Raw genomic sequence first — 23,407 nt, 5'->3', positions numbered from 1 at the left:
CCTGAAAAACGGCTGAAAAGTTGTGGTAGGCAGTATGATTATGGGGCAAGGTTCTATGATCCAGTGATTGGCAGATGGAATGCGATTGATCCGCTGGCGGAAGTTTATAGAAAATGGTCGCCATATAATTACGCAATGAATAGCCCAATCAATTTTATAGATCCTGATGGGATGTCTACAGAAGATTGGATGAAAGAACATGGTGTTACATCGGACGATATGATAACCATCTATCAAGCGCCTGCTACGGCGCAAACACAGTCAGGAAATGAAGTTTCATGCTGTGAAATCAAACCAGCTCCTATAGTCAAGAGTAACACTTTTGTAAATAAAAATGGCGAATTAGTTAAGGCAGGGGGTAAGCTTGCAGCAGGGATGTTAGAACTGCTTGGTTATATTACTATAAAACTTTTTTCTTCTAATGATAATCCGGGAGAAAGCCTTCAGCTGGCTTACAACAGTGCCGCTAAGTATAATTTTAGAAACGCCGAAGCAAACCAAGGTTTGTTTAATGAGCTTATGAGGAATGGCTACAGAGCACCAGGCGCTGACGAAGAAGAAGATGATAAATATATATATCGTGGCGGCGCACCGACAAACTCAAATCTTACTCCTCGGCTTACAGATTTGGATGGATTATCAACTTTTACAACCGCGGCTCAGGCAAAAGCGAAATTAGGTGTTAAGATTGTAACTAAGATTAGTGTCAATTCTTTACGAAATCTAGGTTTACAGGTAGACTATAAGGGTAGTCATGCATCAATAAGACCTGCCACCGCTAAGGAATTAGCAGAATGGTCTGCTACAAAAGCAGGGTTAGCAGAAGGGGGAAATACTCACATAAATACAAAAAAAGTACAAGCATCAGTAAGAGGTATTGAATAGATATGAAAAATAAGGATTTTATTCCAACTAGCATTTATGATATTGCGGCAGTTGAACGCCTAAAACATTTACGATTTGAGTCAGTTAAGGAAGATGTTCCAGCATTATTAGAATGGTTGCAAGATACGCACTGGGATGTGGCTGAAGGTATTGCCAATTATTTGGTGCCCCATGTTAATGAGATCAAACAAGAATTATTGTTTATACTTAACTCCAATGATGGTATGTGGAAGTATTTTGTTATTTATATATTGATTGCACGTTCGCAGGATAAACTTGACCCGGCATTAATAGAAGTTTTAAGAAGGATTGCTGAACATCCATCAGATATTGATGCAGAAGATGCCGTTGATGAAGCGGCAAAGGATATACTCATGAATGAATTTTTATGTGGTTAGAAGTCAAGTGTGATGCCATTTTTTACAAAACAGTTATTCTACGATGCCGCAAGGCAGAAGTTGGACAAGAGCCATCAATTGGTCTTAGCGTTTCGCTAAGACCAAATTTAACAAAGTCCCGCAGTTTAAAAAGAGGGCACTGAAAAAGTTCCTTGTAAAAAATGTCGTATTAAACATTGAGAAAAACGGCAGATAAGGCCTCTTAGAATTGTCTAATTGCGAAATAAAATTTAGGAGATTGCGAATATCACAAAGAAAAGGGCTTATGGAATAAAATATTCATAAGCCCTTTTTCAATGGGTAGTTTTTCAGTGCCCTCTCTAAAAATTGCCAGGCTTTGTTGTTCTGTAGCAATCCAAATTTAAGAAGTCTTGCTTTAATGGCTCTATAAGTCCTGGAGTGGAGTTTGGCAAGCTGGGTAATCTTGATGCCTTCGGCGAAACGTTCTGCAAGCAATTCATCTTCTTCTTCATTTCATACCAAACCCTGATTACCTTTCTCGGCGAGGGGCTTCGAGGTGAATAATGGCAAAGAATAGTGTTCTGATAATTTCAGGCTGGTTGTATGGGCTATGGGCGGGGGACACTTCTCTGGTTACGGGATCGGTGCCGGCGACTAGCGCCTGGACCTTCTCTAGCCCAAGGTTACGTGTTTATCACTCTAACGCATAGCGTTCGCTTGTGCTTAAAATAGTATATAAAGGGGCTGTATTTACCTACAAAAATGCCCCAAATAGTGTCTAACTTTTTGGCGGCGGTGTGATGAAATGATTATCCTCTTTTTTGTCAGTGTATTTGTTTGGATTTTTAGGTTTTTTTTGCACTTGAGTTCTGATGTCAGTTCTTAGTGAGCTTTATTTGAATATTTTAGCTAAAATTCATATATTTACTAATAGCATTTGCAGCTAAAATGTATGTTGAAAAAAGGTGCGTCATTCGGGGAGTCGAATTACAAAACCAGCCAAGATATTGTTTTATCGCTGATTTTCGGACTAAGTTCGAATCCCAGCGGGATCACAAAAAGCCTCACAGAAATGTGGGGCTTTTTGCATTCAATACCTATTCTATATCAACTATCAATTGTTAAAAGGTTACAACATTCAATTGTTCGCTCATGCACACTTCCTGTTCGATAATGGACGTTTTGGTTGGTGATTAAATTAAAAATACTTTCTTTTTAGAATGTATGGTGTGTTTTTTCTTCTTGGCACGTCATTGGTGATGCCCTGTGTAGTTATATTTGTTTAACGGATAAACGATCGCTGCCATGTTCAGTCTCAATTTAAAAATTGCTTTACGTAACCTTTGGAGAAATAAGATTTTCTCAGTAATCAACATTGTTGGTTTGGCTGTTGGTTTATCTGCTTGTTTGCTTTTATTGTTATATGTAAACTATGAAATGAATTTCGACCGTCATTTTAAAGATGCAGATAAAATCTATCAGGTGATGACCAATTTTCAGGATGCATCAGGGAAAATTACCAGTACAAGTGGCGTACCCGGAAACGGAATCGCAATGGCCATAAAATCAAAAATACCAGAGGTTGATGCCATTACGCGGATAGGTGGGGGAGATAACTCGCTTATAGCCAGCGGACAAAGAAGTTTTAAAAAGACAGATTTGTTTGGTGATCCTGAGATTCTGAAAGTTTTCAATTATGATTTTATCGTTGGTAATCCGGTTACTGCTTTAAATACACCGAATTCGATTGTATTAACAGCAAACATGGCCAAACTATTATTTGGTACCACAGATGTACTGAATAAAACAGTGAGGTATAAGGATGCTTTCAATTTAAAAGTGACGGGTGTAATGAACGATTTACCTTCCAATACTACATTGCGCTTTGATTATTTAATGCCGTGGTCTTTTTTTGCCAGTATAAATCCTGATGTTAAAAATCCTGGATGGGGTAATTTTAGCTTTCTGGCGATAGCAAGGGTGAATAAACCGGTACTTATTAAGCAAATTAATGCTAAAGTAGAAAAACTCTTTAATGAAAATTACAAGGAGCAAAAAAATCAGAATTTTTTGTTTCCTTTCGCAGATCTGCATTTGCATGGCGAATTTAAAAATGGCAAAAGTGTGGGTGGCGATGTCGAACGCATTTATCTTTTTGTAGCCCTGGCCTTTGGTATTTTGCTTGTTGCCTGTATCAATTTTATGAATATGGCTACCGCTAAGTCAGAGCGGAGGGCAAAAGAGGTTGGCATCAAAAAAACCATTGGCGCAACAAGAGTATCTTTGGTGCTACAGTTCCTTACCGAAGCCATGGTGCTGGTGGTAGTGGCTATTTTATTTGCTGTGGTAATTGTTGAAGTTACCCTGCCCATTTTTAATAATTTGTTGGATATCGAGATTGTAATAGGCTATACCAATATAGGCTATTGGATCGGTATTTTAGGTGTCGCAATGCTTACCGGTCTGCTCTCAGGGTTATATCCGGCATTTTTTCTTTCTTCGTTTAACCCCGTTCAAAATTTAAAAAAGAAAGCAGCAAGATCAAAACTCATTCCTATAAATTTGAGGCAGGTGCTGGTAGTCAGCCAGTTTTGTTTTGCCATCATGTTGATCATTTCTACCCTGGTGATTTATAAACAAATGCAGTTTATTAAAAACAGGCCAATAGGATATAATACCAGTCTGCTTGCAGAAATGGCGCAGGATGGTGATCTGTTTAGTAAATTTGACCTGTTTAAAACAGAGGTAATAAAAAGTGGTGCTGCTGTAGAAGTTAACCAGACTTCGCAAAGTATGACCCAGGTGGGCAATTGGTTTTATGGACTAAAATGGCCTGGAATGGAAGAAAAAGGAAAAGAGATTGTATTTAACCGGCTTCAAACCCAATACGATTTTGTAAAAACCAGCGGTGTGCAATTATTGACCGGAAGGGATTTCTCCAGAGATTTTGCTTCTGATAGTGCCGCAATTATGTTAAGCAGCAGCGCCGTAAAAGTAATGCAGCTAAAAAATCCGCTGGGGAAAATGCTTGATTTATTTGGAAATAAAACTAAAGTGATTGGTGTTTTCAAAGATTTTTTGTGGGATTCTCCTTATCATTCCGGTAAGCCGATGGTTATTAATTTTAGTAAAAAGGAAGGTGGCAACATCAATTTCAGGCTAAATCCTAATAACAGTTTGAGTAAAAATGTGACGCTGATTTCGGCAATTTCCAAAAACATCAATCCGAAATATCCGGTAGATATTAAGTTTGTAAACGATTTATTTACAAAGAAACTGCAATCAGAAAAAATCCTGGGGATCCTGGCCAATCTGTTTGGTGGTATAGCGGTATTAATCTCCTGCATGGGACTTTATGGTTTAGTGGCCTATAGCGCAGAACAACGAACCAAAGAGTTTGGTGTTCGCCGTGTACTAGGTGCCTCAGTGAGCAGTATTATGCAGCTGCTTTCGGTATCGTTTTTAAAAATGGTATTGATTGCAGCATTTATTGGTGTGCCGTTAGCATATTACCTCATGAATAAATGGCTTTCCGGTTTTGAATTCAGAACAACTATATCATTCTCAATAATATTAATCTCCATACTAGGAACTGCAATTGTTGCCTTTTTAACGGTGGGTTTTCAAGCATATAAAGCAGCAATAGCCAACCCGGTTGAAGCCTTGAAGTATGAGTAAATTAAAAGGACGTTAACCATGTAAGAGATTAATTTTAAGGTTCTTATGTGGTTTTAATTGTTGACTAATGTAAAGGTTACCTTTTAGCAAATTGAGTATTTTATCCAAATCATGACATTCCAAACAAAGTAATATTGGCATTTTGAACAAAGCATCGCGTTGATGGAGTAATTATTTTTGTTGAGTATTAAAAACAATAAAAAAATGAAAAATAACAATTACAACGGTGCATTACAACAACCTATCGGATCGGGGTTTAACGCAACCTCAACAACAACTGATGTTATAAAAGGTATTCATCTTAAAGGAAAAACGGCAATCATTACCGGTGGTTACGCCGGTATCGGTTTAGAAACCACTAAAACATTGATAGAGGCAGGAGCTACGGTGGTTGTACCAGCGCGCGACATTGAAAAAGCCAGAAAAAACCTTGCAGGATTGGTTAATGTAGAAGTTGAAACCATGGATTTAATGGATTTTAACTCCATTAAAACTTTTGCAGAGAAATTTTTAGTCAGTGGCCGCCCGCTCGATCTCCTGATCAATAATGCGGGCATTATGTGGGTACCATTGCGCAGGGATGCTCGCGGTTATGAATCACAGCTGTCTACCAATCATTTAGGCCATTTTCAGTTAACAGCCGGGTTATGGTCCGCATTAAAAAAAGCAACTGGTGCAAGGGTAGTCAATGTATCCTCTTACGGACATCAGATTGCTTCATTTAATTTCGATGATCCTAATTTCGAAAAACAAGAATACCAGACCCTGGTAGGCTACGGGCAATCAAAATCAGCTAATAACCTGTTTGCTGTAGAACTTGATGCACGCGGGTCGGAATCTGGTATCCGTGCATATTCATTGCATCCAGGTTCTGTTAACCATACCGACCTGGGTAGGGAAGCCCCTATGGAACTTTACCAGCAAATGGGTACGCATGATGTTAATGGCAATATTTTCCCGGAAGTGGAAAAGAAGTTAAAAACACTTCAACAAGGTGCTGCTACTACGGTTTGGTGTGCAACAAGCCCTTTATTAAATGACATTGGTGGTGTTTATTGTGAAGATGCCGACATTGCTGAGCTTGATTTAGGGAATATCGAACATCTTATTTCCGAACCATCTACTTTGCGTGGGGTAAGACCATATGCTGTAGATCAAGAAAACGCAAAACGCCTTTGGGATTTAAGTGAGAAAATGACTGGCATAACATTTAATGCAGATTAATTAAAATCAATTATTTGTATTTTAGCGACAATGGAATTTCAGACAAAATACATCACACCCGAAATTAAACTTTCCTGTTATGAAGATAAATTGTTTAAAACAGAAGTGGTGTTTGATAACCATATGCTGATTTGGTTTATATCAGGCGAAACTAAAATTATAGAGGCCGATAAGGAACATGTATTTACTGCCGGCGATATTTTTTTGATCCCCAGGAATCAATTAGCCACCATTATCAATTATCCAAAAGACGGGCAACCGCATAAAACAGTGGTGATGCATTTGTCGGCCAAACGTTTAAGAGATTTTTATGCGAACATAACACTTAAACCACAAGTACAGGTATCGCAGAAAATTTTGAGTTTTAGTCATCATCCTTTACTCAAAAGCTGTTTGGCATCTCTTATACCATATTTCGATGTTCAGGAATCTTTTCCTGAACATATTGCGGCAATGAAAATTAATGAAGCAATTAACATCCTGCGTTTTATTGATGAAGGAATTGATCATGTACTGGCCGATTTTCAGGAACCCGGTAAAATCGATCTGGTCGACTTTATGGAAAAGAATTTTATGTTCAATATGCCTCTTGAAAAGTTCGGTTACCTGATTGGACGTAGCCTATCTACTTTTAACCGCGATTTTAGAAAATCCTTTAACCTTTCGCCGCAGAAATGGCTGACTAAAAAAAGATTGGAACTGGCACATTATAAGTTAAGAGAAAAGCGCAAAAAACCTGTTGAAGTTTATATGGAATCGGGCTTTGAAGACCTTTCGCATTTTTCTTTTGCTTTTAAAAAAGAATTTGGATATGCACCTTCCGCCCTGATAAAATGAGGTTGTGCAATAGAATGGTCGCCATTGCTTCGTCGGCTGAAAAAGCCTTCTCGCAATGGCGATTTATCGAGGAATATTGCCATCATAGAATTCCGCTGTCACTCATATTAATTTTGAAGAAATAAATTAATCCTCGGGATGACAATTCTATATTTATGATACAAACTCATCTCATTCCTGTATTTTTATTCTGCTGGTCAGCTCTCTTTCTTCTTAAGCCAGGCAACCTGTTGGTTACTATCATGTGGCTTACCAATTATATTTTTATATAAATCAGGTTTTCTGGCCTCGATATACCTGTACCCTCCGGCATCTGTAAGTTTGTCGGAGCTTAATTCTGCTATTACAAATTCGTTGCTCAACGCTCTGCATTCGGCTGAAGTTGTGTAGTTAAGTTTTCTTCGTTCCACTGCAAAAACGGATCTTTTAAATGAAAAACAATACCCGGGTTAACGTCAGAAAACATACGGTAGGATTGCGCAGTACTGATTTTTTGGTCTATAATTAAATAATGTTTAACCAAACCCTTAAGTAAATCCTGAGGAGGTAACTGCATACGTAAATAAATGTAAGAGAATAAAAGAGAGACAAATCGTTTAATGCAATATAATTGTGCCTGTAGAAATAAGGTATATCTTTGCGGCTGGCACATTTAAGTATTTAAAGTTCACGAAGCATTTTCTTGATAATTTTAACTGTTTAATGGTCAAAATGATTTTCTAAATGATACAATAAATGGATTCTACCCAGTTTTACGAACGCCTAAGTCAGCAATTAACGGTTTTACCCCAAGTTAGGCTAATTGCTTTCGGATTAGATATATGTGAAAGACTTTTGCCTGATTATATTGAGTTTAATCAAGAATTTAATTGGGGAAATCCTGAAATTTTAAAAGAATCCATCCAATACATCAAAAATTCGACTTCGGGTTCGATTGATCAAGAAAAAGTAAATCAGCTTTTAAGCAACCTGGAAGAAGTTTTACCTGATACCGAAGAATTTACCGATCCTTTAGGAAGTTATGCCCTGAATGCTGGCTGTGCCATATTCGAGCTATTGGAATATCTGATCGATCCGGAGACTGACCATTTAATGAACATTAGCAGTGTAATTACAGATACCATCGACTTTAAGCTGAGTGAGTTAGCAAGTGATTTAAGTGAAGAAGAAATACTAAAACACCCCGAAATGATTAAAGAATGGAATTATCAGCTAGAAATAAGTAAATAAGCTAGCTGATAAAGGTTTCATCACAGTATTCTTATTATTTCTTCTTCGATTCAAAACCGTAAAGGCCTTTTTGATATAGGTATGAGGCCATTTGGTAATTCGATATCGCCTCGTTAATCAATTGCTGATCTGCTGGCAAGGCTACTGCACTTCCTGTGGTAAAATCAGGTTTATAAGTTGCTGCTTTCTTGTTAGGATCAAGAATCACCAGTTTGTTGTTTTTAATGTAGCCCAAACTTTGGTAAGTGCTGATAAAAGCACGTTCATCACGCTCATTCATCTTAAATACGTCCTGTCCGAAAAATTTACTGTCGTAACTGAAATTCAGGTAACCCAAAATAGTGGGGCCGATATCGATCTGTGCAGTAAGTTTTTCAAATTTGCCAGGCGTGATGTGCCCCGGGCTGTAAAAAATCATCGGGATATGGTATTTATCTACAGGTAATTCTACTTTACCCGCGCTAGAGGCACAATGATCGGCTACAATAATAAACAAGGTGTTAGAAAACCATGGTTTCTGTTTGGCCTCGCGGATGAATTTTCCGATTGCATAATCGGTATATTTAACTGCACCTTCTCTGCCTGTGTGCGATGGAATATCAATCCTTCCATCAGGATAGGTGTAAGGACGGTGGTTAGAAACCGTCATAATCTGTGCGAAAAATGGCTTGTTATTTTTGTAATCTTTATCCAGTTCACGTAGTGATAAGGTAAAAAGGTCCTCATCAGCCACACCCCAGATGTTGGAATAATGGATTTCTGAATCCTGAAGTGCGCTTCTATCTGTTACCTCATAACCATTATTAGAGAAAAATTCGTTCATGTTATCGAAATAACCATAACCGCCATAAATAAACCTGCTGTTATAACCTTTTGAGCGGAATACGCTGCCCAAGGTAAACAGGTTTTTATTATCCGGACGTTTAACAATCGATTGACCCGGGGTAGGTGGGATGCAAAGCGAAAGTGCTTCTAAACCACGTACTGTCCGCGTTCCCGAAGCATATAAATTATTAAAAAGCAATCCTTCTTTAGCCAGTGAATCGAGTTGTGGCGTAATGTGTTGTGTATTGCCAAAAGTACCTAAAAACTCGGCGCTCAAACTTTCCACACTGATCAGTACCACGTTCATTTTATTTTCGGCACCTACATTGCTGATCGTTCTTGAAGTATTTTTAAATCTACCGTTTTTAGTAGCATCTTCTTGAAGCAGATGACTGAGGATAGATTCAGCATTTTTAATGGGAAGTGTTTTATAAAAAGTATTGTAATCAAGCTGGTTATTCCAGAAAGCAAAGCCAAAATCGTACATCCCATTACCTGAAAGTTCGTTCACATATTGATTTTTGCTCAGGTATTTTAATTTATGGCTCACACAGAAATAGGTAAAAACTGGCAGGCATAGAAGAATCAATGCGATTTTTGTACGTTTACCAAATGTGCTTTTAACAGTAGTTGATTGTGTAATGTAATTTCTTAACAAGTAAATAACCAGGGCGGTAATAATTACCAAACCTATCATAATACTATTGATGGGGTACGACTGACGGATATTTCCAATCACTTCAGTAGTGTAAACCAGATAATCAACAGCTATAAAGTTGTAACGTACTGAAAACTCTTCCCAAAAGAACCATTCTGAAATGGCATTGAAAATAAGGCTGAAAACAACAAAGAAGAAATAAATAAACAATAATACCCTGTTGAATTTACGGGCATGCCACTTTGAAGGAAGCAACCATAAATAGATTACAATCGGAATTACTGCAAAAGATGCAGCAGCAAGATCGTAAAACAAACCAATGATGAAAATTTTGAGGAGGTTTAGTACCGACCAATCAACAGAAGTTGCACTATAAATCAATAAGGAAAGTCTGGTTAATAAAGATATGCCGCATAACAGTACGGTAACTAAAAAAACCGGACCGAATCTGTTGTTTAGTAATTTATTTGTTTTGGCTTTAATGCTCATAGTTAATGATGAATCCAAAGTTTTGACTTAGCTGCCTTACTTTGTATCAGTAAAGGGCGAAGGTAAGGTTCAATTCTGAAGGAATTCTGAAGGTTTGGTTAGCGCTTAAAGATATTAATAAGTTGTTAACTTTAGGGATAAAAGTTAGTTACGCTTCAATATTTGATGTACGGTTAAATTCTGTAGCAATTCTGAAGTTGTGAATGTAACGCCCTTTTTATCTAAAAATATCATGATGTTGGTAACATATAAATGCTGGCAGAAACCTGTATCTTCAGATTTAGGTTTTAAACGGGTGTAGAAAAGCATATTTTTATCGCTATGAAAATTTTAGTCATCGAAGACGAACAGGCTTTATTAGAAAGTATTCTGGCTTATTTTACAGGGGAGGGGAATATTTGCGAACATGCTTCTGATTTTGCTACTGCCAGCGAGAAAATATCACTCTATAACTACGATTGCATTCTTTTAGATTTAGGATTGCCTGGAGGCGAAGGACTTGAATTATTAACCAAGCTTAAACAGCTGAAGAAAAGAGAAGGGGTACTGATTATTTCTGCAAGGCACTCTTTAGATGATAAACTGGCCGGCCTCGATCTTGGTGCCGATGATTACCTGGTAAAACCTTTTCACTTATCAGAACTTAAGGCCCGGGTAAGTGCCATTATCCGCAGAAAGAATTTTGACGGCGACAATGTGATTGTTTTTAATGAAATCACTGTAGATGTATCGGCGATGAAAGTTGCCATTAAAGGAAAACCTGTAAATCTTACTAAAAAAGAATATGATCTGCTGGTGTATTTTCTTTCTAACCGCAATAAGGTAGTAACCAAAAATGCAATGGCTGAACACCTTTGGGGCGATGAAATGGATTTATCGGATGATTTTGATTTTATTTATACCCACGTTAAAAATCTCCGTAAAAAACTGCTCCAAGCCGGGGCCGCCGATTATCTTCGGTCTGTTTATGGCATTGGTTATAAATTTGGTGAGATATGAAACTATCCAACCGTTATAACCGCGTAAATATTTTAACTTCTATTGTAGTGCTGATCATTACAGGGGTTATTTATTATGTGGTGATCCATTTTATTTTAACAGAAAAACTGGATCGTGATTTGGCAGTAGAAGAAAACGAAATCAGCCAATATGTACGTACTTTTAATAAACTACCTTTACCGGCCAGTTACCTCGATCAGCAGATTTCTTATAAAAACCTCAACGGGGCAATTCCCGAACGCGAATTTTTATATACCAGTTACTATAATCCCAAAGAACAGGAGAACGAACCGGGTAGAAGTTTAATTACCATTGTACAGCTAAATGGAAAAGCCATTGAAGTCACCATTACCAAATCAAGGGTTGAATCGGAAGACCTGGTAAGGATTATTTTGTTCATTACCCTTGGCATTACCATCGTGTTACTTTTATCATTATTATTAATTAACCGCTTTGTATTAAACAGGCTTTGGCGGCCTTTTTATTCAATTTTAAACCGCATGAAAGCTTTTGAGGTAACCCGGATGGATACCATTGAGCACGAACCGACTAAAATTGATGAATTTAACGAGCTTAGTAAATCGGTAAATGCCATGGCCGAAAGGGTAAGGCAGGATTATAAGGAACTGAAAAGTTTTACCGATAATGCTTCGCATGAAATGATGACGCCACTGGCTGTAATTAATTCTAAATTAGATTCTTTATTGCAAACAGAATCGTTTACGGCACAGCAAGGCGCTTTACTGGAAGATATTTATCATGCTACCGGCCGCTTATCGAGGTTGCACCAGTCTTTACTGTTGTTGGCCAAAATAGAAAATAACCTGATCCCCGATTTTCAAACCATCGAACTTAAAGAAATGGTAGAGGCAAAAGGCCGCCAGTTTCAGGAGCTTTTTGAAAAAGATGGATTAGTGTTTACCGAAAAGTTAGCACCCGTAGAAATTAAAATGAGCCGGTACCTGGCCGATATCCTGCTGAACAACCTGTTTAGCAATGCGGTAAGGCACAATATTGCTGGCGGATATATCCATGTAGAATTAAACCAAAAAGCTTTAATGGTTGCTAATTCGGGAAAAATACGTCAATTTCAAACCAAAGTTTTCGACCGCTTTTCAAAATCAGCAGAATCAGAAGGTATGGGCTTAGGCCTGGCCATTACCAAACAGATTTGTAATTTGTATGGCTTCCGGATCGATTACCAGGAATTAAACGGCGAGCATATTTTTACTGTTTATGTTGAAAGTAATGGTTAGGTTGTTTAAAAGTAAGAATCACTCGGCAAAATTAATTCCACCTGTTCTAGTTTCTTCAAAAATTTCCTTAAAATCGTTGATGCGGTAATAATTTTGTTTTTCAAATTCCTTTTGATAAACTTCTTCATTTAATTTTGTGAAAAACTGGTAAGTTTGATAATTATCAAGTTGAGCTAACTTCTCTGCATTATAGGCTATTTTTCCTAAGATTTCAGCTTTTTGAGAAAAGGTAATATCTGGATTTTCGGTTATAACCTTTTTTAGTTCAATAATTTTAACTGATAAATTGTCTAAAAAATCATGTCTGTTTTTCTCATCATAAGTAACTAAATTAAATACTTCTTGATGGAATACGACTTTTCCATCGCATTTATAATTCCATAATATTTTAGAAAGCTCTTGTCCAACTTTAAGGTTTTTGGATAACACAAATGATAATAATTTTTTATCCTGAACATAGCCGAAAATCTTTACCAGATCATTTAAAAATTTAATATCGTTAAACTTTAACCATGCAAAACTTGCTTTATCATCATTGAATAAATACTTATTACGATTTACTAACGTAAGAATGTTCTTTTCTCTTTCTATAGTGAGTTCTTTTAAATTGTCTTTCCATTGTGATGCTCGGACTTTTGTATTCTCTACCGCATCATAAACTTCAATATCTTTTTTCTCGTATTCTAATATTTCAGGATAGAGTTTTAAATAATCCAAAACTTGTGGAAGTGCATAAAAATCGGTTATGAACTGTTGTCGTTTTATAATGTAAAGGAATTGTGCATCAGCAGTGTGTGGAACATAGATTAGTTTCTTGTTACATTTATTGTCATTATATGTCTCCAGTTTAATATATTCATTTTTTGAACTTGGATTAATATTCCTGTCAAAAATTTCTTCAACTTTCTGATTAAATAGTTTTGTGTCAATTTTTTTATAGCCATTGTTATTTAATATACTAGCTTCTATTAAAACAAGTGCATTTAGATCTTTCTCACCGTAGTCATCGAACCCACCATAAGATTGATCATTGCCAGATTTTATCTGCTCTATTAAAATTGGCCTAATATTTAAATCTATCATTGTGTTTTTTTTATTGGTGTGTTTTTTTTCTTGACAAGAAAAAAGAATTACTGCAAACGAGAGAAGCAAAGCGATTTTTTTTTTTTTTTTTTTTTTTTTTTTTTTCATTTTGTGATTTTTTAGTTATCTTTTTCTCCAATGGTAGTTTTTATTGATGATAATCCGATTTTTTTATTGGCATCATCAATATTATTGTAATTATCTGGGTTGGTTAATTTGTCAATTTCTTTGATTGCATATCCTATTGGTTTGAAAAAACCTCTGAATTTTTTATATATTTTAGTTCCATTTTTCTTTTTGTAACTAAAAAAAGCATTTTCGGAACAATCATATTGAGATACCTTAATCATTTTATTTTGATTTCCTCCCAACACAGCATAGATTTTATCGCCTCGTAATTTACCGTATACAAAAGTTACGTGCCCTTTACCTGTTGTTATATTTCCTTGTGAATCACAATCAGAAAAAGTTGCAATAGCGCCATAAAAAGCTTCACATTTCTCAACCGTTTTATGGTTTATAAATGATTCCGAGCCAGGTGAATGCGGGGTTTCAAATTTTGGATCGCTGCTTTCTAAACACCAATAAGCAAATGAAGAACACCATGCATCCTCAACATTTGAATAACTAGCTCCAACTTTATGATAAATAGATACCCTACTTTGAATTATACCCTGGTTTTTACCTCCATAAAGTTGTGCTTCATTAATTACAGTTTTCATCCATGGTGCCCTTTTGCCAATTAATCCTTTCGGTTCTTCTTCTGTAATATTTTCACATCTACCCCACAAGTGTTACATGTCATCCAGTCGCATGGATCAGAGGTACAGGTACATACGCCTATTTTATATCTGATACATATCGATATGTTTCCATTGGGCGTTAAGATTAGTTCCTCGGCTACCGACATTAATTTTTCCCTTGAGCCGGAGGATGCCTTTGAAGATTTGTTTGCTGAAATATGTCGCGGAAAGGACAGTTTTTTAATAGGTTTTCCGTTCCAGTCACTCACGTAGACTTCACCATGATAAGTATACCTCGATCCATAAAGCCATAGAGAATCCGGTTGCAGAAATACCCATTCGGCATGTATCTGCTGAAAGCTGTCTCTGTACATCAATAGATAGTTCAATGAACTCATTGGTAGCACATCTTTTTTTGCGCCAACCACTGCAAGGGCCTGGTTAAAGTCTATCGGGATTTTTACAGATATCCCATTCGAGATCATCATTTGTTGGCTTTTTCCCAGATGGGCTGTTTGTTGTTCCTTACATCATCAAGTGTAAGTATTTTAGTATCTTGGACTCCCGAACCATACCCATGAGTTTTTTCGATTTTGCCAGCTGTTTTAGATTTGGCATCGAAGTACTGTTTAGCCTCGACAATAGAAAGCTCATTTTGAATATCGTTTGAATTTGGCTGTAATAGTTCCTTTTTACAGCCTTGTACCAAGGTCAGGCACATTAGAATTAAGCAAGCTATCGCTTTGCCTTTAAAGAGTGTTAATTTTTTCATTGTTTGGTTAGTTTTGTTATACCTAGGCAAAACTGAAGCTGATGTTGTTGGTGTTAAATTGTAAATAATTTTTTTTAGTGCGTTAAGTTATTATAGTTGCTTCTTATCGCCATATAGCCATTTTTGATAATCAATTTTTTTAAAAGAACTATCTAATTTTAGGTTGGCTAAATAGAATAAGTTTGGGGAAAGGGGGCATACTGCTTTTAGCTGTGGAATACTTCTACATGTTTTTAAATTAGTTAACATAAAAAACTCATATTAAATTAAGTTTTCATAGTTTTTAAACTCTCCATTAATAAGCCAGCCTTTCAAAAATCATTTTATTTCTTTAAAAATGGTTTAAACCGAATGGCAAAATAAACATGTGGTTTAGGCTTAATTAAAATGTGTAATATAAAAATTAGTCAATCGTTTGCGCTGATATTTATGTTGTTTTGCTCATTTGCTTGTTCTACTTTTAAAAATACAAATCAACAAAACCCAGCAAAACCACCATAAATGCGTAGCCATTTGTTTAAAAAAATACTTCTTATAGGGCTGTTATTTAGCCTATCCATTAATGGCTGGGCACAAAAGGCAACAACTTTTGTCATTGGTGCCGAAGCTTTTGAGCTTAATGGCAAACCATATGTAATCCGTTGTGGCGAGATGCATTTTGCCCGTATACCTAAAGCAGAGTGGAAACAGCGTTTGCAAATGGCCAAAGCTATGGGCTTAAATACGGTATGCGCTTATTTATTTTGGAACATGCATGAAAAACAGCCCGATCAGTTTACATGGGCAGGGCAAAGCGATGCTGCGGAGTTTTGTAAACTAGCCAAAGAGGTTGGTTTATATGTAATATTAAGGCCAGGGCCATATTCTTGTGCCGAATGGGAATTCGGTGGTTTCCCCTGGTGGCTGCTTAAAGATAAAAACATCCGTTTGCGCACACAATATCCATACTTTTTAGAAAGATCGAAAAAATACCTGTTAGAAGTAGGTAAACAGCTCGCTCCTTTACAGGTTACCAATGGCGGTAACATTATTATGGTGCAGGTAGAAAATGAATACGGCAGTTATGGCAACGATAAAGATTATATGAACATCATTAAAGCCGATTTAAAAGAAGCTGGCTTTACTGTTCCTCTGTTTCATTGCGATGGCCCGTCGCAGTTAAAAAATGATCATCCTGATGATTTATTTGCGGTGGTAAACTTTGGTAGCGGTCCCGAAGCCAATTTTAAGGCTTTGAGGGCTATACAACCCACCGGGCCATTAATGTGCGGCGAATATTATCCCGGCTGGTTTGACAGCTGGGGCAGGCCTCACCACCAAGGCGATACCCAACGTATAGTAAATGAACTAAAATATATGCTCGATCAAAAAGCATCTTTTAGTATTTATATGGCACATGGCGGTACAAGTTTTGGTACCTATAGCGGTGCCAATGCACCGCCTTATTTACCACAAACCAGTAGTTACGATTACGATGCACCTATTGATGAGGCAGGTAACGCCACTGGGAAATTTTATGCCATCCGTAAGCTCTTTGGAAATTACCTTCAGGAAGGAGAGGTACTGCCCGATGTACCTGCGGCAAACAAGATCCAGAAATTACAGCCCGTTACATTTTCATCAATAGCGCTGCTTACTAAAAATCTCCCTAAACCTGTATTGGCGGATACAGCCATGTTAATGGAAGATTTAGATCAGGATTTTGGTTGTGTTTTGTACGAAACAGCATTAGCCGCAGGCAAAAAAACGACTCTGGTTTTTAAAGATATTCATGATTATGCCCTGGTGTACATCGATGGAAAAAAGATAGGTGAGTTAGACAGAAGAAAGAATAAGTTCAGCATAGAAATTCCCGCCCGGACAACTAAAAGTACCCTCAGGATTTTGGTTGAAGCTACCGGCAGGGTAAACTACGGCTACCAAATGCACGATAGAAAAGGAATACACGGTGCGGTATACCTATCAGAAAACGGAAAACAGACAGCTTTAAAGGGTTGGAAAAATTACCCGGTCAGGATGGGGGAAGTAAATATTCCGTTGCGTTACGAAAAACTTAACAATCAGCCTGCAGTTACAGCTTTTTATAAGGGAAGTTTTAGCGCAGATAAATTGGAAGATACTTATCTCGACATGAGCAAGTGGAATAAGGGATTAGTTTGGTTAAATGGAATGTGCCTGGGCAGATACTGGAATATCGGCCCTACACAAACCATGTTGGTGCCAGGTAGCTGGCTCAAAAAAGGTAAAAATGAAGTGCTTGTTTTTGATCTTTTTGGTGCTGAAAAACCAACATTAGGCTTTTTAGACAAACCCATTCTTGATGTTGTGAATGAAAAACAGCCCGAACTACACCGCAAAGCTAACCAGAAATGGGTTTCGGAAGCACAGCAACCTTACGCTGAAGGCAGTTTTGCAAACGACAATAAATGGCAAACAGTAAGTTTTAAGCCCGTAACCGCGAGGTATTTCTGCTTAGAAGCGCTATCGGAACAAAAAGGACAACCATATACCTCCATTGCGGAAATTGTACTGATTGATGATAAAGGCAATGAAATTCCACGTAGCGATTGGAAAATTGTTTTTGCCGATAGCGAAGAGCTAGGTAGTGATGATGGAAATGCGGCCAATGTTTTCGACCTGCAGTTTACCAGCATATGGCATACCCAATGGGAAGATAAATCACCAAAACCACCACATCAGATTGTAATCGATCTGGGCAAAAACTACATTATTAAAGAATTAAAACTCTTGCCAAGGCAGGATAATGCAAACGGAAGGATTAAAGATTACAGGTTATATTTTAACCAAACACCTTTTAAAAATCTTTAGCTTAAAAATAGCGATTAAAATGCTGTAGATGAAGCGGTTTTGTGGTAGAAAAAGGGCGAAATAATAGCTAGTAAAACGTTTGTTCAAAAATAACCGGATCAATTAAAAAATTAAACAATAAATTATTAAACAACACAAATGGAACGTAGAGATTTTATCAAAAATGGTGCATTTACGGCTGCTGGTTTAACCATCCTGCCAACCGGAAGTTTATTTGCATCATCAGACAGTGGAAAAGTAAGATTAGGCTATATTGGTGTAGGTGCCCGTGGAATGAGCCATATCTCTGAAGGTGCGCTAAGAGACGATGTAGAAATTGTTGCAATTTGCGATACCCAGGAAAGCTCACTTAAAGTTTGTCGTAATTTTATTGCTAAAAAAGGCCGTCCTGCTGCAACCGAATACACTGGTGGCGTAGATGCTTATAAAAAACTGTTAGATCGTAAAGATATCGATGCCGTAATTATCGCCACGCCATGGCAGTTTCACAGAGACCAGGCGGTTGATGCCATGAAAGCAGGTAAATATGTAGGCTGCGAAGTAATTGCAGGTTTAACTGTTCAGGATCACTGGGATATTGTAAATACTTCCGAAAAAACCGGAATGCCTTATATGACTTTGGAGAACGTTTGTTACCGCAGAGATGTTATGGCTGCTTTAAACATGGTTAGACAAGGGCTTTTTGGTGAGCTAGTGCACCTCGAAGGTGGTTATCAGCACAATTTAAGAAACGTACTTTTTAATAATGGTAAAGATTATTATGGCGGTGGGGTAGAGTATGGACCAAAAGCTTTAAGTGAGGCCCAATGGCGTACTCAGTTCAACATCGATCAGGATGGCGATTTATATCCAACCCACGGTGTAGGGCCGTTAATGCAATACACCAACATTAACAGGGGAAATAGTTTTACCAGTTTGGTATCCTTCAGCTCTAAAGCCAAAGGATTAGCAGCCTATGTAGAAGAAATGTCTCCAGGCCACCCAAATGCTAAAATCAATTATAAAAACGGTGATGTAACCACTACAATGATCAACTGTGCAAACGGCGAAACCGTATTGTTAAGTCACGATACACACTTGCCACGCCCTTATTCCATTGGTTTCAGGGTACAGGGAACAAAAGGATTATGGATGGATGTAAACAAATCTGTTTATATCGATCACAAATCGAAAAAAGACGATGTATGGGATCCGGCTCAGGAATGGTTTGCTAAATACGATCACCCACTTTGGAAAAAATACGAAGCGGAAGCTGTAGGTGCTGGTCACGGTGGTATGGACTGGTTTGTGTTTAACGGTTTTATTCAGGCCGTAAAACAGAAAAAACAAACGCCGATTGATGTTTACGATTCAGTTACCATGAGCGTAATTACACCACTTTCTACCAAATCGTTAAAAGAAGGAAATATGCCACAAAAATTCCCTGATTTTACCAAAGGAAAATGGAAAGACCGTAAAAATACTTTCGCTTTAGACGATAGCGGCTTTTAGTCTCGGCTGCGGGTAGTGCCTTAAAGCCTGCCCGCATATTTTAAAACGCAACTTTATCCAGGTATATCAATGTTGGTTGGCCTGGAACAATTTTCATTCAAATATATTAACATCTTATGTTTCAAGAAGTCTTAGGTGCTTATGGACTTAACGTAGAAAAATTTAAAATTGAACCTTTCGGCTCGGGTTTAATTAACCATACCTGGAAAGCTTACAGTGAAGAAGTAGCCTATATTTTACAGGAGGTAAATACTGAGGTTTTTCGTCAGCCTCAAAATATTGCCCAAAATATTGAGACGATAAAGAAATACCTGGATCAAACTGCGCCGAAGTATTTATTTGTTGCGCCAATATCCACATCTAATGGGGATGATTTTGTAGTTCTGGACGATCATTTTTACCGGATTTTCCCTTTTGTCGAAAACTCTTGCTCAATTGATTTTGTGCACCATCCCGAGCAGGCTTATCACGCTGCAAAGCAGTTTGGTAAATTTACCAGGATGTTAGGGGCCTTCAATGTGAAAAAGCTAAAGCCAACTATCGAAGATTTTCATAATCTGCCCTTGCGTGTAGAGCAGTTTAAAACTGCTTTGGAACAAGCCTCAGCCGAAAAAATTAAAGAAGCAAAATTTGCGATAGAAGAAATTATCAGACATTACGATATTGAAGAACAATACGGACACATGGTAGATAGCGGCGCACTTAACCTGCGTGTGGTGCACCATGATACCAAAATTAGTAATGTGCTTCTGCAGATAGATACCGGGGTAGGTTTATGTGTAATAGACCTGGATACCGTGATGCCTGGTTACTTTATCAGTGATGTAGGGGATATGATGAGAACTTATCTATCTGAAGCTAACGAAGAAGAAAAAGATTTTAGCAAAATAGCCATCAGAGAGGATGTATTTGCCGCCATACATAAGGGGTACATGGAAGAAATGGACCAGGTTTTAAGTTTTACTGAAAAACAGTTTTTTATTTATGCCGGTAAATTTATGATTTATATGCAGGCAGTAAGGTTTATAGCTGATTTTTTAAATGGCGATACTTACTACAAAACTAATTATGCAGACCATAACCTGGTTAGGGGGCTAAACCAGATAGATTTATTAAATAAATATATCGCAAAAGAGCCTGGATTTGAAGAGGTTATTACTAAAATAAATCAGGATCGGGTAAGCAATTCTAAAACAATATTAAACTGATAAGGTAAAGGTAAGGTGTTCGGTTTTTATGCTTCATCGTTTGGGCTGGACATCCTTTTTACCTTTATTGCCAATAATTATTGTTATTAAGGGGAGACCACAGATACAAAACGAAGTGCCGCTGTTTTTTTGATGTGCATGGGATTGTGCAAAAGGCTCACTGCCGGATTGACAAAAAGCTTTGGGTACTTTGGCGCTTTTAATCCCGATGAAAAATCGGGACTTGAACACCGTTAAAAAACAATATTAACTGTGAAAAACTACCTTGCCGCCGCGGTACAGAGCGGTAGAATAATTTTATATCATTTCTACACCCGGCTTAATATGTAATTAATTGTGAACGTAACATGGCTAACTGACGTGCTAAACTTCAATACTTTAAGTAGCTAAACCCTTTGTTCTCTTCCAATCTGATCAAAATACTCTTCCTCATCGTAATCAAAATTGCTTGATTTATTAATCTTAAATACCCAGTATTTCATTAATGGATAATTAAAGCCATAAGAAACAATACTGTCGATCAATAATCTCCCGATTTTATAATCTACATTTAAGCTTTGGTGTAACAAATAAGTGCCTCCTGATTTTAGTGAAATACTGCCCAAAACTACCGTGAAAAAGCGAATGAGTTGCCCCCTTGCAGAACTGCAATAATCATCATTACTTTTAAATGCCCAAAACCGGTTGATACAAAAGTTAACAATGCCGCCGATAGTACCCGAAATTAAGATTGAAATGGTAAAATGGATATGAAGCCATTCCGTTAAAAGTACCATTAAGCCATAATCGGTTACCCCACCAGAAAATGCCGATACCTGGGCTTTTAAAAAAAGTTTTACCGATGCCCAGTTGATCATGCTTTTTCCTCCCTGTCTTTAGCATCACCCGCTTTTAAAAGCTTAAAAGTATCCTTAATGTTGATCGTCAATAATAAAGCTACCACTGCAACCGCAAAATAGGTAATGCTGCCTTCAAACAAGGTTTCGGAGATCAGAATCAACGAAATGATGACGCGCAGTTCAGTTGGCCCTAAATGGCCGGAATCAATCTGGTAATGTCCGGTTATTTTGTAGCGAAGCTGACTAATGATCATCGACCAGCCATAAAGCACTACAAACAAGAAGGCAAAAATCTGGGTGAGTCCTTCAGCATAAAAATAATAGCCAAAACCGATGAGGATGATGCTGAGCCAATCCATAATAATATCCAGTGCAAAACCGTACCATTTTCTGGGTATTTCACGATAGTAAGCCAATCTGCCATCCAGCGAATCGCCAAGCCAGTTAATGCCGAAACCCAAAATACCAATCAGTAAATAGTTTCTGTTGTAAAAATGAGCCAAAATGAATGCGGTAAACACCAGTAGCGATCCAAACATCCCTATCCCCGTCATAATATTAGGTGAAATCCAATTTGGAACTTTTTTCAATAAGAAAAGAATCAGGCTTTGTTCTCCTTTACGTAAAATGTTGGTCCGTTCCCGATCTGCAAATACCCTTTTGCCCTTGCTATGGTCTTCGTTCTTTTTAATATGAGCCTCCAATTTATGCCCCAACCAATATTACCCCAAAAAGTATAGCGGTTTCCGGCCGGTAAAATTTTAAACTGATTTTCTTAGGTATCGCCTTCGAAAAATCGGTAATTCGCTTTAGTTTCCCTGATCTGACCAGGTAACTGATTAATAACACAAATAACATCTATTTATTTTACAATTCCTGCAAAGCGCTGGTAAAACACCGTCGGACTATTCTCATTTTTTGGCGCATACTTACCTGCAATAATCGGTACATAAATTACACGTCTTCTGCTTTCTTCCCCCCGAACGGCAGATTCTGCAACCCGGTGCCACAATCTGCCATCATGTATGGTTAAATCTCCTGCTTCGGGCAGTATCGATACTTCTGCTGCATCTGGTTTATTATCAAGGAAATATTTCTTGCGGAACAACATCTGGTAGATGCTTTGTTTGTGCGTACCCGGAATAATCTTTAATCCACCATTTTCTGGCTTTAAGGTGCTTAAATGGATACCTACATTCAGCATCGGATTTAGTTTTGCCCCATAAAAAATATCTCTCAAACCATCAGTATGCCAACCCATTTTGCTGAATTTACTCTCAGGTCCGTTAATGTAGTGGTTAAACACCATGCCGTCTTTTTCTTCGGTACCCAAACGTGCACCATCTCCTGCCAGTTGAAGCAGGGCATTAAAACGCGGATCGAGCAATAGGCCACTTAGCGTTTGGTGTTGCTGATTAATAAAAGCAAAACGCTGTACAATTGCCGAGCCATCAAGATCTTTCCCATATTTAATCGGTACGCCATTTATTTTTTTAATATCTTGTTCAATCCATTTCTGTTCTACCTGTTTAGAGGCATTAATAATGGAAGAAACAGTTTCGGGTTTGATAAAATTCTTGAAATGGATGAAGCCGTGGGTATTGAAAAAATCAAGTTGCTGCTCGGTTAATTGATCGGATAGGGTAAAGGTTGGATACGATGTGGCCATTGTAGAAAAAATTAAAGGTTAAGAAAAGGATAAGTTGAAAATAGATTTATGCGCAACAACAGCACATCCGCATTGGCGAGTGGTTCGGTACTGAAGGAAAATAAAACGGATTAGTTTTATTCGACATAGTCTATAGAATTAGTAGTATTTAATACAAACGTAACATATTTTTAATATTCCAAAGAATTTAATTAGAAATATTTGAAAATAATTTCTTTCTGTTGGTAATTGAGATCATTTTTGCGCTGTAGATATTTCCGTAGCAAAGAAATTTCATCATCTCGAGCGCATTGGAGAGATCTTTTAACCATGCAATTTCGTTTAGACTTCTAT

Annotated in this window: 20 protein-coding genes; 11 read left to right on the top strand and 9 right to left on the bottom strand. The window is 37.5% G+C overall.

Annotated elements, in window-relative coordinates:
• The 5 genes from R2R28_RS25520 to R2R28_RS25500 form a co-directional block, all read left to right on the top strand.
• Positions 1 to 885 (top strand): RHS repeat-associated core domain-containing protein (locus R2R28_RS25520; RefSeq protein WP_316828482.1); only part of this gene is annotated, 885 nt, incomplete at its 5' end.
• A 2-nt stretch (positions 886 to 887) separates the two neighbouring features.
• Positions 888 to 1,283: a DUF5071 domain-containing protein gene (locus tag R2R28_RS25515; RefSeq protein ID WP_316828481.1), complete on the top strand. Its 396-nt coding sequence runs from the start codon at positions 888 to 890 to the stop codon at positions 1,281 to 1,283.
• A gap of 1,266 nt (positions 1,284 to 2,549) precedes the next feature.
• Positions 2,550 to 4,922, top strand: coding sequence for an ABC transporter permease (locus R2R28_RS25510; RefSeq protein ID WP_316828480.1), 2,373 nt, complete (start codon positions 2,550 to 2,552; stop codon positions 4,920 to 4,922).
• Between the two features lie 204 nt (positions 4,923 to 5,126).
• Positions 5,127 to 6,146, top strand: coding sequence for an SDR family NAD(P)-dependent oxidoreductase (locus tag R2R28_RS25505; protein ID WP_316828479.1), 1,020 nt, complete (start codon positions 5,127 to 5,129; stop codon positions 6,144 to 6,146).
• A 30-nt stretch (positions 6,147 to 6,176) separates the two neighbouring features.
• Complete coding sequence (locus tag R2R28_RS25500) at positions 6,177 to 6,983, top strand: helix-turn-helix transcriptional regulator (protein WP_316828478.1); 807 nt, start codon at positions 6,177 to 6,179, stop codon at positions 6,981 to 6,983.
• Positions 6,984 to 7,341: 358 nt separating this feature from the next.
• Here the strand turns inward: R2R28_RS25500 and R2R28_RS25495 are convergent, their stop codons facing one another.
• Positions 7,342 to 7,539, bottom strand: a complete 198-nt coding sequence (locus R2R28_RS25495) for a hypothetical protein (protein WP_316828477.1) — start codon at positions 7,537 to 7,539, stop codon at positions 7,342 to 7,344.
• 179 nt (positions 7,540 to 7,718) lie between these two features.
• Between R2R28_RS25495 and R2R28_RS25490 the strand changes: the two genes are divergently transcribed.
• On the top strand, positions 7,719 to 8,213 hold the full coding sequence (locus R2R28_RS25490) for a DUF416 family protein (RefSeq protein ID WP_316828476.1): 495 nt from the start codon (positions 7,719 to 7,721) through the stop codon (positions 8,211 to 8,213).
• Positions 8,214 to 8,247: 34 nt separating this feature from the next.
• Here R2R28_RS25490 and R2R28_RS25485 read toward each other — a convergent pair whose 3' ends face one another.
• Positions 8,248 to 10,185 (bottom strand): LTA synthase family protein, encoded by a 1,938-nt coding sequence (locus R2R28_RS25485; RefSeq protein WP_316828475.1) that lies wholly within the window; start codon positions 10,183 to 10,185, stop codon positions 8,248 to 8,250.
• 321 nt (positions 10,186 to 10,506) lie between these two features.
• Here R2R28_RS25485 and R2R28_RS25480 point away from each other — a divergent pair, with 321 nt between their 5' ends.
• Positions 10,507 to 11,184 carry a response regulator transcription factor gene (locus R2R28_RS25480; RefSeq protein WP_316828474.1) on the top strand — a complete coding sequence of 226 codons (678 nt, stop codon included), beginning with the start codon at positions 10,507 to 10,509 and terminating at the stop codon, positions 11,182 to 11,184.
• A complete protein-coding gene (locus R2R28_RS25475; RefSeq protein WP_316828473.1) occupies positions 11,181 to 12,440 on the top strand; it encodes an ATP-binding protein in 1,260 nt (419 codons plus the stop codon). The genes R2R28_RS25480 and R2R28_RS25475 overlap by 4 nt, the downstream gene beginning before the upstream one ends.
• Before the next feature lie 18 nt (positions 12,441 to 12,458).
• Here the strand turns inward: R2R28_RS25475 and R2R28_RS25470 are convergent, their stop codons facing one another.
• From R2R28_RS25470 to R2R28_RS25455, 4 genes are read right to left on the bottom strand one after another with little or no spacing between them, the layout of a single operon-like run.
• A complete protein-coding gene (locus R2R28_RS25470) occupies positions 12,459 to 13,631 on the bottom strand; it encodes a hypothetical protein (RefSeq protein WP_316828472.1) in 1,173 nt (390 codons plus the stop codon).
• Between the two features lie 11 nt (positions 13,632 to 13,642).
• Complete coding sequence (locus R2R28_RS25465; RefSeq protein WP_316828471.1) at positions 13,643 to 14,245, bottom strand: hypothetical protein; 603 nt, start codon at positions 14,243 to 14,245, stop codon at positions 13,643 to 13,645.
• 20 nt (positions 14,246 to 14,265) lie between these two features.
• Positions 14,266 to 14,754: a hypothetical protein gene (locus R2R28_RS25460; RefSeq protein ID WP_316828470.1), complete on the bottom strand. Its 489-nt coding sequence runs from the start codon at positions 14,752 to 14,754 to the stop codon at positions 14,266 to 14,268.
• The gene (locus R2R28_RS25455; protein ID WP_316828469.1) at positions 14,751 to 15,038 is read right to left on the bottom strand and encodes a hypothetical protein; all 288 of its coding nucleotides are present in this window, start codon (positions 15,036 to 15,038) and stop codon (positions 14,751 to 14,753) included. Before R2R28_RS25455 ends, R2R28_RS25460 begins: the two co-directional genes overlap by 4 nt.
• Positions 15,039 to 15,539: 501 nt before the next feature.
• On the opposite strand from R2R28_RS25455, the gene R2R28_RS25450 reads away from it, so the two are divergent.
• The 3 genes from R2R28_RS25450 to R2R28_RS25440 all read left to right on the top strand — a co-directional run bounded on the left by R2R28_RS25450 (position 15,540) and on the right by R2R28_RS25440 (position 20,566).
• Entirely contained in the window at positions 15,540 to 17,867 is a 2,328-nt protein-coding gene (locus R2R28_RS25450; protein WP_316828468.1) for a beta-galactosidase, read from the top strand.
• Between the two features lie 138 nt (positions 17,868 to 18,005).
• A complete protein-coding gene (locus R2R28_RS25445; protein WP_316828467.1) occupies positions 18,006 to 19,358 on the top strand; it encodes a Gfo/Idh/MocA family protein in 1,353 nt (450 codons plus the stop codon).
• A 116-nt stretch (positions 19,359 to 19,474) separates the two neighbouring features.
• Positions 19,475 to 20,566, top strand: a complete 1,092-nt coding sequence (locus R2R28_RS25440; protein ID WP_316828466.1) for an aminoglycoside phosphotransferase family protein — start codon at positions 19,475 to 19,477, stop codon at positions 20,564 to 20,566.
• Positions 20,567 to 20,952: 386 nt separating this feature from the next.
• On the opposite strand, the gene R2R28_RS25435 is transcribed toward R2R28_RS25440, so the two are convergent.
• The 3 genes from R2R28_RS25435 to R2R28_RS25425 all read right to left on the bottom strand — a co-directional run bounded on the left by R2R28_RS25435 (position 20,953) and on the right by R2R28_RS25425 (position 23,074).
• A complete protein-coding gene (locus R2R28_RS25435; protein ID WP_316828465.1) occupies positions 20,953 to 21,423 on the bottom strand; it encodes a GtrA family protein in 471 nt (156 codons plus the stop codon).
• A complete protein-coding gene (locus R2R28_RS25430) occupies positions 21,420 to 22,109 on the bottom strand; it encodes a CDP-alcohol phosphatidyltransferase family protein (protein ID WP_316828464.1) in 690 nt (229 codons plus the stop codon). Before R2R28_RS25430 ends, R2R28_RS25435 begins: the two co-directional genes overlap by 4 nt.
• A gap of 158 nt (positions 22,110 to 22,267) precedes the next feature.
• Complete coding sequence (locus R2R28_RS25425) at positions 22,268 to 23,074, bottom strand: phytanoyl-CoA dioxygenase family protein (protein ID WP_316828463.1); 807 nt, start codon at positions 23,072 to 23,074, stop codon at positions 22,268 to 22,270.
• Positions 23,075 to 23,407 lie beyond the last annotated feature (333 nt).

The organism is Pedobacter miscanthi (assembly GCF_032678605.1).
In the GTDB taxonomy this organism is placed as follows: domain Bacteria; phylum Bacteroidota; class Bacteroidia; order Sphingobacteriales; family Sphingobacteriaceae; genus Pedobacter; species Pedobacter miscanthi_A.
The sequence above is the reverse complement of the archived record's forward strand: the minus strand, read 5'-3'. Positions and strand labels throughout refer to the sequence as shown.

What these genes read in the sequence shown, in the direction of transcription:
- R2R28_RS25460 (WP_316828470.1), bottom strand. Translation starts at nt 14,754, where the DNA reads ATGATGATCTCGAATGGGATATCTGTAAAAATCCCGATAGACTTTAAC.
- R2R28_RS25485 (WP_316828475.1), bottom strand. Translation starts at nt 10,185, where the DNA reads ATGAGCATTAAAGCCAAAACAAATAAATTACTAAACAACAGATTCGGT.
- R2R28_RS25510 (WP_316828480.1), top strand. Translation starts at nt 2,550, where the DNA reads ATGTTCAGTCTCAATTTAAAAATTGCTTTACGTAACCTTTGGAGAAAT.
- R2R28_RS25495 (WP_316828477.1), bottom strand. Translation starts at nt 7,539, where the DNA reads ATGCAGTTACCTCCTCAGGATTTACTTAAGGGTTTGGTTAAACATTAT.
- R2R28_RS25440 (WP_316828466.1), top strand. Translation starts at nt 19,475, where the DNA reads ATGTTTCAAGAAGTCTTAGGTGCTTATGGACTTAACGTAGAAAAATTT.
- R2R28_RS25515 (WP_316828481.1), top strand. Translation starts at nt 888, where the DNA reads ATGAAAAATAAGGATTTTATTCCAACTAGCATTTATGATATTGCGGCA.
- R2R28_RS25445 (WP_316828467.1), top strand. Translation starts at nt 18,006, where the DNA reads ATGGAACGTAGAGATTTTATCAAAAATGGTGCATTTACGGCTGCTGGT.
- R2R28_RS25505 (WP_316828479.1), top strand. Translation starts at nt 5,127, where the DNA reads ATGAAAAATAACAATTACAACGGTGCATTACAACAACCTATCGGATCG.
- R2R28_RS25490 (WP_316828476.1), top strand. Translation starts at nt 7,719, where the DNA reads ATGGATTCTACCCAGTTTTACGAACGCCTAAGTCAGCAATTAACGGTT.
- R2R28_RS25465 (WP_316828471.1), bottom strand. Translation starts at nt 14,245, where the DNA reads ATGAAAACTGTAATTAATGAAGCACAACTTTATGGAGGTAAAAACCAG.
- R2R28_RS25450 (WP_316828468.1), top strand. Translation starts at nt 15,540, where the DNA reads ATGCGTAGCCATTTGTTTAAAAAAATACTTCTTATAGGGCTGTTATTT.
- R2R28_RS25435 (WP_316828465.1), bottom strand. Translation starts at nt 21,423, where the DNA reads ATGATCAACTGGGCATCGGTAAAACTTTTTTTAAAAGCCCAGGTATCG.
- R2R28_RS25470 (WP_316828472.1), bottom strand. Translation starts at nt 13,631, where the DNA reads ATGAAAAAAAAAAAAAAAAAAAAAAAAAAAAAAATCGCTTTGCTTCTC.
- R2R28_RS25425 (WP_316828463.1), bottom strand. Translation starts at nt 23,074, where the DNA reads ATGGCCACATCGTATCCAACCTTTACCCTATCCGATCAATTAACCGAG.
- R2R28_RS25475 (WP_316828473.1), top strand. Translation starts at nt 11,181, where the DNA reads ATGAAACTATCCAACCGTTATAACCGCGTAAATATTTTAACTTCTATT.
- R2R28_RS25480 (WP_316828474.1), top strand. Translation starts at nt 10,507, where the DNA reads ATGAAAATTTTAGTCATCGAAGACGAACAGGCTTTATTAGAAAGTATT.
- R2R28_RS25455 (WP_316828469.1), bottom strand. Translation starts at nt 15,038, where the DNA reads ATGAAAAAATTAACACTCTTTAAAGGCAAAGCGATAGCTTGCTTAATT.
- R2R28_RS25500 (WP_316828478.1), top strand. Translation starts at nt 6,177, where the DNA reads ATGGAATTTCAGACAAAATACATCACACCCGAAATTAAACTTTCCTGT.